We start from the raw sequence: 15996 nt of genomic DNA, 5'->3' as shown, positions 1-15996 counted from the left end.
AGAAAAAAATGAAAGGGATTCGCTCGCAATTTTATAAGCGCAGCCGTTCTGGTTATGCAATGATTCTGGGGCTTTTTATTTGTGTGTTGATTGGTGTGTGGTTTTATTACAGGTCGTTTCTTGGCCCCGGCATTGAAATAAATACCGGCCAAAAAATGAAAAATCCGCCGTGGAAGCAATGGAGCAATCTGTATAAAATTACGGTTCGCAATAAGCTCGGCAAGCCTTTCCCTATTCACCCTAAAATTACAGAAAAAATAGGTTTGAAAGCCAACCTGCACAGGGGCAATGATGAAAGGGGCTTTCTTACTTTAGTTTTTGACCCGAACTATACAGTCCAAGGCAACTGGGCAGGCGAATATTCTGTCGGCCCGAACAAGGCGAAGGAATATCAAATTGCTCTTGGCAAAATCAGGGGCAATTTCGTGCCGTATCCCGACAGGATTAATGTTAAGTCGCCGCACAAGACAGACGAAATCTATTTTCTGGCGTATGGATTGTATATGCTGGTTGAGTATAACAATGCCGATGGCGGCAAAGTCAGGAAAGTCAACGGCGATTTATACATCACCGGCTGGCTCGCTCCTGATTTTACCATCCAGCGAGGCCAGGCCGTTATAACTTCGGATAACAAGCATTACGAAGCGTTTGATTTTGAAGGAAAAGCGGAAAAGAGTATGGATTTAGAGATGTTAATAAAAACCTTGCAGCAGCAGAAATAACAGCCAGATTTATTGCGCGTAAAAAAGCCTTTTCTTTGTGAGTTTATTTTAGTAGAATGGTGGAGTTATGACACAAATAGACAAAGAAAATATAATAAACAACATAGTAAATTTTCTGAATGATGAACCGGAAGTTCGCCGAATCGTGATTTTTGGCTCTTTTCTGACTTCACCAAACCCTAACGATATTGATGTGGCTGTGTTTCAGGACAGCAATGAAAAGTATTTGTCGTTAGCGATGAAGTACAGGAAAAAGACACGGCCGGTTTCGGAAAAAATTGCTCTCGATATTTTCCCCTTAAGACCGGACGCAAGAGAAGGTTTTTTTATGGATGAGATTGCAATGGGCAGGGTTGTCTATGAAAGATGAGACCAGAAGATGGCTTGAGTATGCAGAGGAAAATTTAAAATCTTCGCAGGTGTTGTTTGAGAGTAATTTATATAATCCGTGTTTGCAAAATGTTCAGCAGTCTATTGAAAAGGCCTTAAAATCATTGCTGGTTGAGCATTCGATTAAAGTTTTAAAAAGTCATAGCATTTCTGAAATTGTTGGCTTACTCAATCAACATAATATAAGAATTGATATTTCCAAAGAGGATTGCGAATTATTTGATTCGGTTTATTTGCCGTCAAAATATCCATTGATGAGCGTTTTGCCGGATTTCATACCAGATAAAGCCGTTTGCCACAAATGTATTCTAATAGCTGAAAATGTTTTTAAATCAGTACAAAAACTGTTATGACTTTCGGCTGCATTAGTTTGAGAAAGCAGTGATAGAAAATAGATATGTCTAAAAATTTTCAAAAAGCGCTTGATTTAATTAACAACAGCAAAAGTTTCCTTGTAACTTCGCATACCCGTCCGGATGGCGACGCGATTGGCTGTATGAAGGCCTTTTGCGATATGGCCGCCAATCTCGGCAAAAGTGCGCAGCCGATTTTGCTCTCACCGCCTGCGGTTTGGTATGATTTTCTTTTTGGTAAACCTGTTCCGGTGCTTGGCAATGATGTAAAACTTGAGCAGCTTGGGTCCGGCGAGTTTGGCTCGTTTGATTTGATTGTGATTGTCGATACCAACAGTTATGTCCAGCTTCCGGAATTTGACAAATGGCTCAAGACCTCAAAACTGCCTGTGCTTGTAATTGACCATCACGTTACAGGTGACGGCTTGGGTGCTGTTGAGATAGTTGATTCAACCGCCGCGGCCACTGGTGAAATTATCTTCGATTTGTTTAAGTTTGCCAAATGGGAGATCACACCACAGATTGCCGAGGCTGTTTATGTGGCTCTTTCTACCGACACAGGCTGGTTCAGGTTTGACAATACCGACAGCAGGGTGATGCGCAATGCCTCATCGCTTATAGAGCTTGGTGCAAAGCCTGCCCAGATATATCACAAGCTTTACAAGAATTATTCGCCCGCTCGTTTAAAATTGCTTGGTAAAATGCTGAACAATCTTGAGTTTCATCACGATGGCCAAATTGCATTACAGCACATTATGCGAAGCGATTTTGACGCGACCGGTGCGATAGGAGCGGATACGGAGGAATTTGTAAACGAATGCCAGCGTGTCAGCGTGGTTGAAGCCGCAGCGTTATTTATTGAATTGAAGGATGGCGGTTTCCGCTGCGCGTTGCGAAGCACAGGCCGTGTGGATGTCCAGAAAATCGCAAGCGAACTTGGCGGCGGCGGCCACAAAATGGCTTCCGGCGTTAATCTAAAAGGCTCACTGGACGAAGTAAAGAAACTTATTTTAGACAAATTTGAAAAGCAGTTGAAATAAAACCTCTGTGATATCTGTGTTCTCTGTGGCAAAATTAAAAATTCTCTGCGGCTAAAAATTTGCCTGCTTTTCTCGCTTTTAGAACATATTTCTTCGGCAGAGATTCTTTTTCATTGGCCGCGACTGTGCCGATAACCAGCGGAATTACTTTTTTAGCTCCCAGAAGTTTCGCGACAGTTTTCAAAATTCTCGGCCCGCCGGTTAATAATATCTGCATAATTGCCGGCATCGCGGTGGCAGTTATATAAACAGCGTTTTTGGTACACACTTTGCTTCTTAATTTTGGTGCCGCCGATTTTCCCCACGGCCAATAAGCAAAACAAACAAGTCTTTCGATGAATTTCCGCATAAGGGCGGTAACATTGTAAAAATTGATGGGCGAAGCGAGAATGAAACCGTCTGCGTTTTCTATTTTCTGAAGAATTTCGTCCAAATCATCATTAAGAACGCATTTGCCATAGTGTTCGCCGGGCATTTGCGTGCATTTTCGGCAGTTTGTGCAAAATTCAAGATGTTTATCGAGCAGGTAAATTTTTTCTGTTTCGCAGCCGTTTTCTTGTGCCGCCGACAGTATCTCATCGACAGCCGAATCTGTAATTCCGCCTTTGCGATATGTTCCGACGATTGCCAGAATTTTTTTACTCATTTCCGAATTTCGTATTTATTTCTTATTACGTACAGATTCTTTAATTCGCTGAATATGTCCGCGACCGAGTGCCTTCACTTCGCAGCCTAATTCGAAATAACGCTTGATAGCGGCGTCGTCGAGAATGCCGAAGCAATCAACAACTGCGATTGGTGCGCCTGCCCATTTGACAATTTCGTCAGGATTCAGTTTTAGATAAGGCTCGTGCGGCACAGCAAGAATCAGCACTTCAGCACCTTTAAGCGATTCCTGAAGATTGCTTTGTACGTGAATATCCTTTAAGTGTTCCTGGTTCCTGAAAAATCTCGACCATGAATGTCCAACAGCCGGATATGTATCCTGTTGTTCGAATTCATACCAGTGTTCGAGGTATGGATCGTGAACTGCAATATCGGCTCCCATTTCAGTCAGTTTGCGTACAACTATTTCCGAACCGCTGTATCTTGTGTCGGCGACATCCTGACGATAGCTCGCACCGCACAGCAGCACTTTTGCGCCGGCGATATATTTGCCCATATTCCGGAGCGCATCGCGAGTCAGCGTTGTAACGTGCAGGCCGCGAGTGTCGTTAATATCAATTGCCATCGTTGACATCTTGAAAATATCATCTTCAAAGCCGAGAATGTGTTTGTATGCCCAAAAACCCAAACCGCCGTCTTTCGGCAAACAATATCCGCCGACGCCGGGGCCGGGGAATATCATATTACTATGCGTGGGACGCATTTTGATGGCATTGATAACTTTTATCAAATCAACGCCGTTGCGTTCGGAGAAAATGGACCATTCATTTAAGAACGCGAGTATTGTAGCGCGATACGAGTTCTCAATAATCTTCGTTGTTTCAGATTCAATGGGTCTGTCCATAACGGTCAGCGGGAATTTTTCGGTGTTGAGTACTTCCCGCAGAAATTTTTCAACTCTTGCGCGTGCTTCAGCGTTACAGCCTGAACATACTCGCCAGAAATCGCGAATGGAAGCGACGTATTGTTTGCCAGGCATTACTCTCTCGAAGCTGTGTGCCAGCAATGGTTCGCTCTTAATGCCGCGTGCCTGAAAGGCTTTCTTCAAAATCGGCCATGCTACAAATTCCGTTGTTCCCGGCGCTACTGTTGTCTCGATGAGCACAAGACATTTCGGCTGAATTTTTTGGCCGATAGTCTTCATCGTCGCCTCGAGTGCGGCCATATCGGTTGTGCCTGTCCGCAGTTGCCCCAGGTCTTTTTTCAGATAATCGCATTGCACATCGATCACAACACAGTCCGCCAGTTCGAGGCAATCGCTGTTGTATGTGCCGATTAGTGTTTTCTTGTCATTAACGCATCGGGATATCATTGGGTCAACTTCAGGGTCTTCAGCCTTAACGGGAGATACGCCTTTGTTGAGCATTGGAATCTTCCAATAGCTTCTTGCGCTTGGCCTTTGACAGCCGATAACGAATTTTGACGGTTTGCCGGTCTTTTTATCTACTGTATCGGCGACGATAGCCGCCATAACTGCGCCAACAAACCCGACGCCCATAACAACGACAACTTCTTTGCCGTCTTTACGTGCCGAGTCCGCAAGCTTCCGAACTCTTTCAAGTTCTGACGGATATTGGTCTTTGGTTGGGATAGGGAATTTTTCGCCGGTTGAGCTTATTGAATAGTCTGTCATTGTACCTCCTATATAAATTAGACTTTGTGTATTATAAGGGGAAAGGGCTTTAGAATCTACCTTATTTTCTAAAACGATCGGCCGTGAGAATTGTGCAGACGGCCAGACCCGCGATAATGCCCCAAACGTATAAAGGATTTAATTTTGAGGACAAGGCATTGTGTATTCCGACAAATCCGAATATCATAAAAATAATCGCTGCGGTCCATTTGATTGCTTTTTCAGGAATATGTTTGTGCATTACGACGCCGATGATAATTCCTATTGCGTCGGCGATTACCATTCCAAGCGTAGTCCCCATCAGCACGTTGAATGTGTTATTATATTCAACCGCAAGGCTCACGGTTGCCAGTTGAGTTTTATCGCCCATTTCCGCCAGAAAAAACGCGATGCCTACGGTAATTATTGGGCCGAATCGTGTTTCTTTTTTGTCTTCGCCGTGAAGCTGATCGCCGCGAATTGTCCACAGACCGAAGCCAATGAAAGACAGCGACGCGATTAGATTGATTATGTCCATTGGCATAACCGCAGATAGTAGCCGGCCGGTGTATGCCGCCAGAGCATGATTGATGATGGTAGCGATAAATACTGCGATAAGAACTTTGTGTGCTTTGTATTTGGTCGCGAAAGCCATCGCAAGCAGTTGCGTTTTGTCTCCCATTTCTGCAAGAACGACAAAAAAGAGAGATGCTATAAATGCTTCCATTTAATTGCTTTCAGATTGGCCTTTGTCTAAATGTATGGACATAGACACAGTAAGACTGCTGCAAGTTGTATTTAACGAAACCGCAAAGCCCACACTAAAGCCGGCGTATCAAACCAGTTTATCAGGACGAATAGCCCATCTATACATAATAGAACTGCGATAAACAAGCAACAAACAAGCTGTTGCCCTTTAACACAATCCATTACTTACGATGCCTGATTTTCCATTTCTGGTGTCTCTTTTTACTTCCTATTTTACGTCTTCTACGCGGCTTAGCCATTACCAATATACTCCAAAGATAATTTTTTTAATATTTTCGTAAACTTATTTAAGGGGATAAGATATAATGTTTTATGAATTTTTGCAAGTACCTAATTATTATTTTTTCAGGTGCGGTAATGATACAATGTAAAGACTGTGAGTTTTGTGAGATGGGTGCTGATAACCGGCGAACTTTCAAATGCGACCCCTTTATTAACATTAAAGAGCCGGAATGTATCGCTAAATGGCAATTAATTCGCCTGGATATGCTTTTGGTCTCATACAGGGGGATGCAGCAGTGGCAGGAGAAGATTGCACCTTTGCAGGACAAGATTTTCAAATACATGGAGCGGGAAATGGGCGATATCGACGAATCTGAAAAATGGAAGATTGACGGCGAAGACAGTAAAGACGATAATGGATTAGTTTAGTTTTTCGTATTTAATATATTTTAGGATTTGAATACTTAGGATTTAGGATTTTATAAAGATGCAGCTTGCTATGATTGGCGATAAACTCATCGAGGCGGACAAACTCGATTTAGCTCATCAGGACTACGGTACATTCTTTGGTGATGGCGTTTACGAAGTTTTGCGAAGTTACAACGGCAAACTTTTCGCGTTGGACGAGCACATGGCTCGTTTCAAGCGTTCGCTTGCGGAGATTGAGATTGATGGCGTCGACGTGGACGACATCCGCGGGAAGGTCGTTTCCACATGGGAAAAGACCGGCTTTTCCAACGCCAAGATATATTTTCATATAACACGCGGCGCAGGCGTTCGCGACCATGCCGCCGAAGGCCTTACTCCTCGTTTCTTTTTGATTATCTCGGAACTGGAAGAAGCAACCGAGCAAAAGCAGAAGGGCATTGCCGTAATTACAACTCCCGACACTCGGTGGAAACGCTGTGATATCAAATCGCTCAATTTACTGCCCAATGTACTGGCCAAACGTAAAGCGCACAAAGCAGGCTGCGACGAAGCGATATTCGTTGACGACAAGGGATTTGTTACAGAAGGCTCATCGAGTGCGTTTTTCGAAATTTTTGGGAATAAGCTGCATACTTCACCGCTGGCGATAAATATTTTGCCATCGGTAACGCGTTTGTTTGTGATGAAGATTTACAAAAACGCCGGCCTTGAGCTGATGGAAAAGCAGATTACCCCCGAACAGTGCACAAAAGCCGACGAACTTTTCATTGCGGTTTCGAGCAAAGATGTTGTGCCGGTCGTGAAATTTGACGGCAAAACCATTGCTGACGGCAAACCCGGCAAATACACCAAACGGCTCATCGAAGAATTCAAAAATCTGGTTAAGTAACCTAAAACACACAAAATTGCTTTGTCATTTTATTTTGTTACTGTGCCCAAACTCCATACACCGTTATTACAGACATGGATTAATTTGAAAGGAGTTTACAATGGCAAAGAGAATAGATTTAGTTGCGTTGTTAGTGATTGCGTTATTAACAGAAAACATCTTTGCTTTCGACAACATCCGAGCCAGACATTTTCACCATTATACCCATCCGCGTTTCAGACCTGCTGCCTATCCGCAGCAGATAATAATGCAACCAATGCCGATACAGACAAATATTGTTACCGTCTGGATTACAAACAACAACGGTTCCAAAACAGAAGTTAGGCTGACCATAACCGCCGCGGGCTACATTGGCCCCAAGGGCGAGTGCTATCAGGCAATGCCGACAGAAGAGCAGCTCAAGCCGTTGTATGGCGTCTATTCACCGCCACCGGTAAGAAACAACATCATTTTCTATCTCGGTAAAATCAACGGCGTGGAGAAAATCGTGGTAATTACCCGTGACGGCGAAACGTATCTCGGCCCAAATGGCGAGCGTTACCTGACTGTTCCGACAGAGCAGCAGTTAAGATTCGTTTATGTAACTCCTGCTTTGACCAGCACATATATTGCTGCCGCTCAATAGTATGTTACCATTGATAAATGCAATACACTAATATAGCAAGCATAGGAAAGCTGAAAAAAACAATAGTAATAATAGACTGAAAGGAACTACAATGTTTAAGAAAACGTTTATAATATTAATAGCGGCACTCGCCTTTTTAGCGATTCCCGCATATACATTTGCAGGTCATCATGGCGGTTACCATGGACATGGCGGACATTGGGGACACGGCCCGCGTTGGGGTTTTAATATTGATTTGATTATCGCTCCGCCTCCGGTTGAACGGGTTTATGTTTATCCGCCGCAGCGGGTAGTTTACGTTGAGCCTGCTCCGGTTTATGTTGCGCCGGCACCGATTGTTGTGGAAAGACCTGTCGTCGTAGAAAAAACGGTTGTTGTTCAAACTCCCGCACCGGCACCGACTGAAATTGCGGTTGTCTGGATTGCAAACGACAACGGCTCGAAAACAGAAATCAAGCTTACACGCACCAGTGAAGGCGGCTACAAAGGTCCTCGCGGCGAATATTACGCAACAATGCCGAGCGAAGATGATCTAAAAATTCTCTATGGCGTACGTACAGTGCAGGCAAAACCAGCGAATTTTACAGTATGGATTACCAACGACAATGGCTCGCAAACACCGATTACACTGACGCCTTCCGGCAATGGCTTTGTCGGGCCGTCAAATGAATATTATGCAACAATGCCGACAGAAGACCAGCTTCGCGCTCAATACGGTTTAAAAACAAATGCGCCTGCTGAAAATTCTGTAACAGTGTGGGTTGACGAAAATCTGCCGATAGTGCTGAACAAAGACGGCGATGAATACATCGGACCAAAAGGCGAGCATTATGCGGCAGTTCCGACAAAAGACCAGTTGAAAATGATTTACGGCCATAAAGTCGAAAAAGTTGAAAACGACAACACCGTGGTTTGGCTCACAGCTTCTGATGGCTCAAAGACGCCGATAACTTTGCAGAAAACCAGTGATGGTTATGTCGGCCCCGCAGGCGAAAAGTACAACACAATGCCGACCGAAGAGCAACTCAAGGCATTGTATGGCGTTCCGGACAGTAACAACACAAGCGAATTGAATTTTGAGATTACAAAAAATGACGGCACAAAAACGGTAGTTGCCTTGAAAAAGGAAAACGGCGAATTTGTCGGCCCCAAAGGTGAACGATATCCGAAAATGCCGACCGAAGAACAGTTGAAATTAATTTACGGCAAGTAAATATAAAAAATAATTCTTCTTCCTCCTGAAACCCTCGACTGCACGTTGAGGGTTTTTTATTTCAATTCTTCAAGTTCCTGCCAGCGTGCATAGGTAGTTTCCAGAAGTTTTTTTAATTCTGCCGCTCTTGTGCCGACTGCCGCTGCTTCTGCACCATTTTTATAAATCGACGCATCGGCCATTTTTTCGTGTAACTGTTTTTGTTCGTTTTCCAATTTTTCGATAATTTTCGGCAGGGCGTTCAACTCCTGTTTTTCTTTATAGCTTAATTTCCGCACCTGTGTTTTCGGTTCGACTTTTGGTTGTGTCTTAACTTCCTCCGCCTCCGCATCTGCTTTAGCCAGTTGTTTTTTCTGCCGCAGATAATCGTCGTATCCGCCGTCGTATTCGTTCACAGCCCCGTTGCCTTCAACTTCGATTATGCTTGTAACAACATTATTTAAAAATTGCCGGTCGTGACTGACAAGCAGCAGGGTACCCGGATGGTCGAGCAAAACTTCTTCGAGCAAATCAAGCGTTTCGACATCAAGGTCGTTGGTCGGTTCGTCCATAATCAGCAGATTCGACGGCTGCGTGAAAAGTCTCGCCAGCAGTAGTCGGTTGCGTTCACCTCCGGAAAGATTCGACAGGGGCGCTAAACATTGTTCCGCCGTGAACAGAAAATCCTGAAGATAGCCGACTATATGCCGCCGTGCTCCGTTGATTTCAATAGTTTTATTTCCGCCTGCGATATTTTCATAAACGCATTTATCGTAATCGAGTTCTGCGTGCAGTTGGTCGAAATACGCGATTTCAAGATTTGTTCCGTGTCGCACCGAGCCGTTTTGCGGTTCGAGTTGTTGCAGCAGTATCCGCAGCAGGGTAGTCTTGCCCGAACCGTTAGGCCCGATGATGCCGATTCGGTCGCCGCGCATAACAGTGGTTGAAAAATTTGTAATCAGCGGCCTATCCGCCTGATATGCGAACGAAATATTCTTCGCTTCAATTACTAATCTGCCGGACTGCTGAACCTGATGCAATTGGATGCGAACGTTTCCGGTTTCTTCCCGCCGCTGATGTCGTTCGTCACGCATTTTTTTCAACGCCCGCACTCGGCCTTCATTGCGTGTCCGCCGTGCCTTTATGCCTTTGCGAATCCACACTTCTTCGGTAGCGAGTTTTTTATCAAAGAGCGATTCTTCTTTTTCTCGTGCTTCGTTGGCTATATCTCTGCGAACAAGAAAAGTATCATAATTGCACGAGTAGTTTATAACTTGCCCTCTGTCGAACTCAAAAATTCGTGTCGCGAGTTTTTTCACAAATACGCGGTCATGACTTACAAAAATCAGCGTGCCTTTATAATTTGCCAGAAATGCTTCTATCCACACGACGGTTTTTATATCGAGATGGTTTGTCGGCTCGTCCAGCAGCAGCACATCAGGCTGACGCACAAGAGCCTGCGCAAGCAGCGCGCGTCTTTTCATTCCGGCAGATAAACTTTCCGCTGATGCGTCGGCGTCAAGCTCCATATTTTGAATGATGTCGGCAACATATTTATCCATCTGCCAGCCGTCCTGCGAATCGATACCGTGCTGAATAGCTTCGAGTTTATTGAGCAGTGTCGGACTTTCGTGGTCTGTCGCGAGTTGATGACTGACAATATGATATTCGGCAAGCAATCTTCCGCATTCGCCAAGCCCTTCGGAAACAAGCTCGAAAACAGTGCCTTTAAGATTGCCCGGCACATCCTGCATCAGACAGGTAATAGACATTTTCGGCGAACGTGAAACATCGCCTTTTTCAGGTATGACCTCACCGGCTATGAGTTTCATAAACGTAGTTTTACCCACGCCGTTTCGCCCCAGCAGACATATCCTGTCGCCGGCGTTGATTTGTATGTTTATATTTTCGAGCAACGGCCTTCCGCCAAAGCCTATGCTCACATCCTGCATTCCGATTACTGCCATATTAATTTTGCCTGTTGAAAACAGAGCATTATATCAGAATTATCTTTAAAATCTGCCGAATTTTAAGTAAAATTATGATATGGACGACAAAGACGTATATTTTATGAAAGCCGCGATAGACCAGGCGTATACCGCTTTGGAAAATGAGGATGTGCCGGTCGGTGCGGTAATCGTTAAAGAAAATAAAATTATCGCCAAGGGGTATAATCAGCGTCATCATCTTAACGACCCGACAGCGCACGCGGAGATAATCGCTTTGACCGCGGCGTCAGAACACGTCGGCCATTGGCGTCTTCACGGCTGCACGATTTACGTTACGCTTGAACCGTGCCCGATGTGTGCGGGCGCACTGGTACTGGCAAGACTCGACAGGTTAGTTTTTGGTTGCAGTGACCCGAAAGCCGGCGCCTGCGGCAGTTTGTACAACATCGTACAAGACACCAGACTCAATCACAGACTCGAAGTTACAAAAGATGTACTCGGCGAAGACTGTGCAGCAATGCTGCAAAACTTTTTCAGGAATAAAAGAAAATCCATTGAGGACAATGCCTGAAACTTTCAGAGCCATGAACGTCGAAAACCCTGCGTAAGTGTCAGCGAGGGGTAAATAGATTGTTTAGCCGCTTTCGGCACGAAAGAGTTTGTTTGAGCGTAGCGAAAACCCATAAGCGAAGCGGGGTACCCTTTTTTCTAATTAAAACATACAGCCAAAGTATTACGAAATTTTAAAATTCCTGCATGTTACAACAATTTTCACTCTTAGTTTTTTTACTTACGAGACCGCTTCATTATTCTGTCTACCGTCTACTGAATTCTGTATTCTAAACGCTGATTTTTTGTGAATTTCTGTCATTTCTATGTTGATTTACTGCTATTTTCTGTCATTTATTTGATTTTTGCTGCCGAAAATTATCAAAAATAACTGATTTTGAATCTTTTTCCGTTTAAATTTGCGCAAGTCAGGTGTTTTTGGGGTTAAATATGCGCAATTCACGTTTAAATATGCACAATTTGATGACTTTTTACGTGTAATAATGCGTTGGAGCGAAGCGGAAACCCCTGTTTCTTCAGGATTTTGTTGCCTCGAAAACAAAATCAGAGGGGCCAGTATGCAAGATTTGCGCAGGAATTCCCGTGCGCAGACTTGACGAAAGGGGGGCATAAATAAAAAAACCGGACACATTGCGCATCCGGTTTTAGGATATTTGAAAATAACTTGCAGTTATTAGTATCTGCTGGAGAACTTTGCAGATCTGGCGGCTTTGCGTCTTCTTCTGCGGTTCTTTTCAGACGGTTTTTCATAGTAGCTTATGCGCTTAATATCTCTGATGATGCCTTCTTTTTCGCACATCTTTTTGAAACGCTTAACCATCTGTTCAACTGACTCGCCGGCGCGAGATTTGACTTTAATCATATAAAATTCACAACCTTTTTTTTTGAAAAACTATATTTCTTATTACTTACGACAGAAGTAGAGAATATTAGTAACTTCTTTGCTAATTTCAAGTTAAAAATTAAATAAAAACACTTTATTTTTAACCTGGCAGCCAAAATTGAGGTATTTTGATGCTTTTAACAATCTCTTACTGCAATTACTTATATCGTCAATTGACCGGATTTTGGATAATTTTCTTTTATATAAAATATTATCCACAGTATTCGGCCCTAAACCGGGGACTCTTAAAAGTTTGTATCTATCGGCCGTATTTACGTTTACAGGAAAAAATTCGGGATGTTTTTGAGCCCATAATTCTTTGGGGTCGAAATCTTTTGATAATAGACCGTTCTGGTCGTATATAATGTCGGATTGGGAAAAATTATATTTTCTAAACAGAAAATCAACCTGATAAAGTCTGTGCTCACGGACAAAACCATCCTGTTTTGGGGTGGCAACATCGTTTGCGTCGTTTATATGCTGATATGCCGAGAAATACACCCTGTTCAGACCGATTTTGTCATACAGGGCGGAAGTATAATTTACGATTTGCCGGTCGTCTTCGCCGGCGGCACCGACGATAAACTGCGTAGTTTGTTTAATTCTTCGGCGATGTTCGCTTATTAATCTGCTGATAAGTTTCATCGGCTCGACGATATCGCGTATAAAGTCTTTTTGGCTCGATAGTTTGCCCATAAATTCCTTGCCGGGCGTTTCGATATTCAGCGAAACTGCCGATGCCAACGAAAGGGCTTTTTCGATAGCAGCAGGGCTTGAGCCGGGCAGGATTTTCAGGTGAATATAGCCTTTGAACTGATGTCGTTTCCGCAGGATTTCCGCGGCGGTAATCAGTCTGTCCATCGTTGCCTCGGCCGTCCCTATTATCCCGCTTGATAAAAACAGGCCGAAGACTTCTTTGCGGTTATAATAATCGAGAAAGGTATTTACAATCTCTTCGCTGCCCAAAGTGCAGCGTCTGACATCCGAATTTCTGTTCAGGGGGCAGTATTTGCAGTCGCTTGAGCAGACATTGGAAATCAGGGTTTTAAAAAGTACGCTTTTGCCTCTGTCCGGCAGAGTTATCGGATAAATCCACTTGCCGTGTCCGCCGCGTGTTCGATGGCTGTCTTTGGTTGAGCCGCACGCGCAGGCTAGGTCGTATTGTGAATCCCGACTCAAAAGCTGGAGCTTTTCAAAGGTATCGGGTTGTGTGGTGATTAACATATCTGCAATATATATCGCGGAAGTTTTTTAGCAATAGTGCCGTTAACATTTTTTGTTCCGGCAGGGCAGACAGGGCACAGAAAGGCCGGATTTGGTGAGTTTTCACCTCCACAATTTTGCGATTTGGCACTGAAAGTCCCTATACTCGGCACAACTCCAACCTAAAAGCCTGATTTTTAAGTTAAAAAACCGTTTTTTAGGTTAAACCGATTAAGACGGGTACCCGGCCAGTCGATACAAAAGAAGCTTTATTATTGATTTAACTTTAGGATACTATGTCAAAATTGCTTGAAATTCTCGGCAGGGCAATAGCCGTAAATACTGCAGGTTTGCTGTGGCAATGGATAGAGACTATGAACAAGTCTAATGCCAACAGTGACCGAATAGAGGAAATCCTCGACCTTATATCTGTTGCGAGTTTTGATATAGCCGAGGAAAGAACGGCCCAATACTTGCTTGAATTTACAGACTGTACAATAGGGCGGATGTGTGCGGCGGCTCTATGCCTTGAAAAATCAGACTTAAAAGGCGCGATAGAGAATCTTCAGACGATTTATTATAAGCAGCCGACGAACACGCTGGCATTGTATGCTTTAGGCCATTGTTATGAACGGCTTGATAAAGAGGCCGAGGCAATAGAGTTTTATCAGGATTGCCTGAAGTTCAAGAATTACCTCGAATTTCCGCGACAGAGACTTGCGGCTATTTATTATAAAAATGGTCAAATCGAAAGGGTGATTCAGGAGTATAGAAGACAGATCCAGGAATATCCTGACGATATTGAAACGTTTGTACTGCTGGGCTATTTATACCTTGAGACAGGCGATTACAATGCAGCCGGCGAGGCATTCAGCAACGCTATTTTAGTGCATCCGGACAATTACAGCACTCCGCCGTCGGAAGAGGAAAAGATACAGGAAATTATTGACCAGCAGGGCCCTTACGAGGCAATTAACTATCTGAATGAGCTGATAGAAAAACAGCCGACTGCCGCGGAATTATACATCCAGCAGGCGGGAATTTTCATTAAGGCCGACGATTTTGCGCAAGCTGTCGTCGCCTATGAAAAAGCCATAAAATTAGAACCAAATTATCTTGCGGCATATATCAAACTCGGCAGTCTGCACATGGCCAACGGCAATATGTCTTTGGCGGCGGGGATGTTCAACCGTGCAGGCGCGATAAATGATGAAATCGTTGACGCGTATATAGGCCTTGCGAAAGCACAGAAAAAACTCGGCAAAAATGAAGACGCCTGGTCAACGCTGAAACTCGCGGCTACAATCAACCAAAACAGCAGCATTTTATTGAGCGAGACCGCCCGTCTTAGATTAAATTCTGTAAACTGCAGCGATATCGATAAAAAAGAGTCGGACAATATAGTCCTTGATACGCTTGCGAGAGAATATTTCCATAACACAGGAAATTTATCCGTCGGCTACGCTCTGGGCTCAATCCTGATGAAACACGGCAATTTCGCGCAAGCAGCCGATAAGTTTTCCAATATCATCCGCCAAAACGAGACAAACTACCGCGCCCTGTCGAAGCAAATAATTTGCAAGACAGAACTCGGAGAAAAACAAAGGGCACTAATATATTTGAGTACAGCCAACAACGTCAGCCGCGAACTTATCGCACTGCACTACAAAACTGCGCTTTTATACTGCAACAGGTCAGCATTCATTAACGCTATTCAGGCGACCAAAAAAGAACATCTTGACGAATCAGAAACTGACGTAACTATGATAACGCTGAACGAAACACTTCAGAATATGGGTCTGGTTGACCGTGCGTATTCGTGCTGGAATATGCTCGGCGAAATGGTCTGTATAGCCGCAAACAAATCATTATAACGCATTTATAGCATTTTCACCCCCTTTCGCTGAATGAAACATAACATGTATTATGGGACGTTGAAAATTTCCTATAAATTCAATTCAAACGTGTTTCGGTTCAGGGATTTATTATCGCCGCCGATGCTATTGTCTGATAGCGTTGGCTACCTCCGGCGTTACCGCCTGCACAGGCTTATTTTCAAATACCGGTTTAAACCTTTGCCTTTGCAGATTACGTCTTTGCTGCATAGAACCTGTATCATTTGCCGCCATCTGCTGACCCTGCGTTTGAGACATTGGAATCTGTGATGTTTTTGATAATTGATATGCCCGTTTTGGGTTTGCAACCGCAGGCAAAGGCTGTTTGGGAGTTTTACTCACCTCTGCAATCTTATTCTTCTGCACAGTGGCATTCCCATTTGTATTACTGTCCGCACGCACGATGCCATCATTGCGTTCTATGTCATTCCCGCGCAGGCGGGAATCCACGTCCGAAACCGTATTAGGCTTTTCGACTGCCGGCTTTTCCGCAGGCCAATAAATCAAAACCGCACCTGCCAAAACTACTACAGCTATTCCAAAAATTCCCGCTGTTATAAACTTTTTATTCGTTAATATATTTTTCAT

Annotated in this window: 17 protein-coding genes; 10 read left to right on the top strand and 7 right to left on the bottom strand. The window is 43.9% G+C overall.

Annotated features, from left to right (window positions below; genetic code table 11):
* The first annotated feature begins 8 nt into the window (after positions 1–8).
* From LLF92_09690 to LLF92_09675, 4 genes are all read left to right on the top strand, one after another.
* Positions 9–722: a hypothetical protein gene (locus LLF92_09690; GenBank protein MCE5341379.1), complete on the top strand. Its 714-nt coding sequence runs from the start codon at positions 9–11 to the stop codon at positions 720–722.
* A 67-nt stretch (positions 723–789) separates the two neighbouring features.
* Entirely contained in the window at positions 790–1092 is a 303-nt protein-coding gene (locus LLF92_09685; protein MCE5341378.1) for a nucleotidyltransferase domain-containing protein, read from the top strand.
* Complete coding sequence (locus LLF92_09680) at positions 1082–1465, top strand: HEPN domain-containing protein (protein MCE5341377.1); 384 nt, start codon at positions 1082–1084, stop codon at positions 1463–1465. Before LLF92_09685 ends, LLF92_09680 begins: the two co-directional genes overlap by 11 nt.
* A 44-nt stretch (positions 1466–1509) precedes the next feature.
* Entirely contained in the window at positions 1510–2505 is a 996-nt protein-coding gene (locus LLF92_09675; protein ID MCE5341376.1) for a bifunctional oligoribonuclease/PAP phosphatase NrnA, read from the top strand.
* Between the two features lie 34 nt (positions 2506–2539).
* On the opposite strand, the gene LLF92_09670 is transcribed toward LLF92_09675, so the two are convergent.
* The 3 genes from LLF92_09670 to LLF92_09660 all read right to left on the bottom strand — a co-directional run bounded on the left by LLF92_09670 (position 2540) and on the right by LLF92_09660 (position 5510).
* Positions 2540–3151 carry a flavodoxin family protein gene (locus tag LLF92_09670; GenBank protein ID MCE5341375.1) on the bottom strand — a complete coding sequence of 204 codons (612 nt, stop codon included), beginning with the start codon at positions 3149–3151 and terminating at the stop codon, positions 2540–2542.
* Between the two features lie 15 nt (positions 3152–3166).
* Entirely contained in the window at positions 3167–4804 is a 1638-nt protein-coding gene (locus LLF92_09665; GenBank protein MCE5341374.1) for a hypothetical protein, read from the bottom strand.
* Between the two features lie 61 nt (positions 4805–4865).
* On the bottom strand, positions 4866–5510 hold the full coding sequence (locus LLF92_09660) for a TMEM165/GDT1 family protein (protein MCE5341373.1): 645 nt from the start codon (positions 5508–5510) through the stop codon (positions 4866–4868).
* 398 nt (positions 5511–5908) lie between these two features.
* Here LLF92_09660 and LLF92_09655 point away from each other — a divergent pair, with 398 nt between their 5' ends.
* The 4 genes from LLF92_09655 (at position 5909) to LLF92_09640 (ending at position 8929) form a co-directional block, all read left to right on the top strand.
* A complete protein-coding gene (locus LLF92_09655; protein ID MCE5341372.1) occupies positions 5909–6202 on the top strand; it encodes a hypothetical protein in 294 nt (97 codons plus the stop codon).
* 58 nt (positions 6203–6260) lie between these two features.
* Positions 6261–7091, top strand: coding sequence for an aminotransferase class IV (locus tag LLF92_09650; protein ID MCE5341371.1), 831 nt, complete (start codon positions 6261–6263; stop codon positions 7089–7091).
* A gap of 100 nt (positions 7092–7191) precedes the next feature.
* Positions 7192–7716, top strand: a complete 525-nt coding sequence (locus LLF92_09645; protein ID MCE5341370.1) for a hypothetical protein — start codon at positions 7192–7194, stop codon at positions 7714–7716.
* A gap of 91 nt (positions 7717–7807) precedes the next feature.
* Positions 7808–8929 carry a PXPV repeat protein gene (locus LLF92_09640; GenBank protein MCE5341369.1) on the top strand — a complete coding sequence of 374 codons (1122 nt, stop codon included), beginning with the start codon at positions 7808–7810 and terminating at the stop codon, positions 8927–8929.
* A gap of 56 nt (positions 8930–8985) precedes the next feature.
* Here LLF92_09640 and LLF92_09635 read toward each other — a convergent pair whose 3' ends face one another.
* A complete protein-coding gene (locus LLF92_09635) occupies positions 8986–10875 on the bottom strand; it encodes an ATP-binding cassette domain-containing protein (GenBank protein ID MCE5341368.1) in 1890 nt (629 codons plus the stop codon).
* Between the two features lie 79 nt (positions 10876–10954).
* Between LLF92_09635 and tadA the strand changes: the two genes are divergently transcribed.
* Positions 10955–11428, top strand: coding sequence for a tRNA adenosine(34) deaminase TadA (tadA, locus tag LLF92_09630; GenBank protein MCE5341367.1), 474 nt, complete (start codon positions 10955–10957; stop codon positions 11426–11428).
* Positions 11429–12100: 672 nt separating this feature from the next.
* Here the strand turns inward: tadA and rpsU are convergent.
* Positions 12101–12289, bottom strand: a complete 189-nt coding sequence (gene rpsU / locus LLF92_09625; protein ID MCE5341366.1) for a 30S ribosomal protein S21 — start codon at positions 12287–12289, stop codon at positions 12101–12103.
* Between the two features lie 93 nt (positions 12290–12382).
* The gene (locus LLF92_09620) at positions 12383–13534 is read right to left on the bottom strand and encodes a hypothetical protein (protein ID MCE5341365.1); all 1152 of its coding nucleotides are present in this window, start codon (positions 13532–13534) and stop codon (positions 12383–12385) included.
* 275 nt (positions 13535–13809) lie between these two features.
* Here LLF92_09620 and LLF92_09615 point away from each other — a divergent pair, with 275 nt between their 5' ends.
* On the top strand, positions 13810–15387 hold the full coding sequence (locus LLF92_09615; protein MCE5341364.1) for a tetratricopeptide repeat protein: 1578 nt from the start codon (positions 13810–13812) through the stop codon (positions 15385–15387).
* A 126-nt stretch (positions 15388–15513) separates the two neighbouring features.
* Here LLF92_09615 and LLF92_09610 read toward each other — a convergent pair whose 3' ends face one another.
* Positions 15514–15996, bottom strand: a complete 483-nt coding sequence (locus tag LLF92_09610; GenBank protein ID MCE5341363.1) for a hypothetical protein — start codon at positions 15994–15996, stop codon at positions 15514–15516.

The sequence above is a fragment of the Planctomycetaceae bacterium genome, from assembly GCA_021371795.1.
Taxonomy (GTDB): Bacteria; Planctomycetota; Phycisphaerae; order Sedimentisphaerales; family UBA12454; genus UBA12454.
Note: the sequence above shows the minus strand (reverse complement) of the source record. Positions and strands in the feature narration are given on the sequence as shown.

Excerpts from the sequence above, each read along its gene's own strand:
- LLF92_09610 (MCE5341363.1), bottom strand. The coding sequence starts at position 15,996 with ATGAAAAATATATTAACGAATAAAAAGTTTATAACAGCGGGAATTTTT.
- LLF92_09680 (MCE5341377.1), top strand. The coding sequence starts at position 1,082 with ATGAAAGATGAGACCAGAAGATGGCTTGAGTATGCAGAGGAAAATTTA.
- tadA (MCE5341367.1), top strand. The coding sequence starts at position 10,955 with ATGGACGACAAAGACGTATATTTTATGAAAGCCGCGATAGACCAGGCG.
- LLF92_09690 (MCE5341379.1), top strand. The coding sequence starts at position 9 with ATGAAAGGGATTCGCTCGCAATTTTATAAGCGCAGCCGTTCTGGTTAT.
- LLF92_09675 (MCE5341376.1), top strand. The coding sequence starts at position 1,510 with ATGTCTAAAAATTTTCAAAAAGCGCTTGATTTAATTAACAACAGCAAA.
- LLF92_09670 (MCE5341375.1), bottom strand. The coding sequence starts at position 3,151 with ATGAGTAAAAAAATTCTGGCAATCGTCGGAACATATCGCAAAGGCGGA.
- LLF92_09640 (MCE5341369.1), top strand. The coding sequence starts at position 7,808 with ATGTTTAAGAAAACGTTTATAATATTAATAGCGGCACTCGCCTTTTTA.
- LLF92_09650 (MCE5341371.1), top strand. The coding sequence starts at position 6,261 with ATGCAGCTTGCTATGATTGGCGATAAACTCATCGAGGCGGACAAACTC.
- LLF92_09655 (MCE5341372.1), top strand. The coding sequence starts at position 5,909 with ATGATACAATGTAAAGACTGTGAGTTTTGTGAGATGGGTGCTGATAAC.
- LLF92_09685 (MCE5341378.1), top strand. The coding sequence starts at position 790 with ATGACACAAATAGACAAAGAAAATATAATAAACAACATAGTAAATTTT.
- LLF92_09645 (MCE5341370.1), top strand. The coding sequence starts at position 7,192 with ATGGCAAAGAGAATAGATTTAGTTGCGTTGTTAGTGATTGCGTTATTA.
- LLF92_09665 (MCE5341374.1), bottom strand. The coding sequence starts at position 4,804 with ATGACAGACTATTCAATAAGCTCAACCGGCGAAAAATTCCCTATCCCA.
- rpsU (MCE5341366.1), bottom strand. The coding sequence starts at position 12,289 with ATGATTAAAGTCAAATCTCGCGCCGGCGAGTCAGTTGAACAGATGGTT.
- LLF92_09620 (MCE5341365.1), bottom strand. The coding sequence starts at position 13,534 with ATGTTAATCACCACACAACCCGATACCTTTGAAAAGCTCCAGCTTTTG.
- LLF92_09635 (MCE5341368.1), bottom strand. The coding sequence starts at position 10,875 with ATGGCAGTAATCGGAATGCAGGATGTGAGCATAGGCTTTGGCGGAAGG.
- LLF92_09615 (MCE5341364.1), top strand. The coding sequence starts at position 13,810 with ATGTCAAAATTGCTTGAAATTCTCGGCAGGGCAATAGCCGTAAATACT.
- LLF92_09660 (MCE5341373.1), bottom strand. The coding sequence starts at position 5,510 with ATGGAAGCATTTATAGCATCTCTCTTTTTTGTCGTTCTTGCAGAAATG.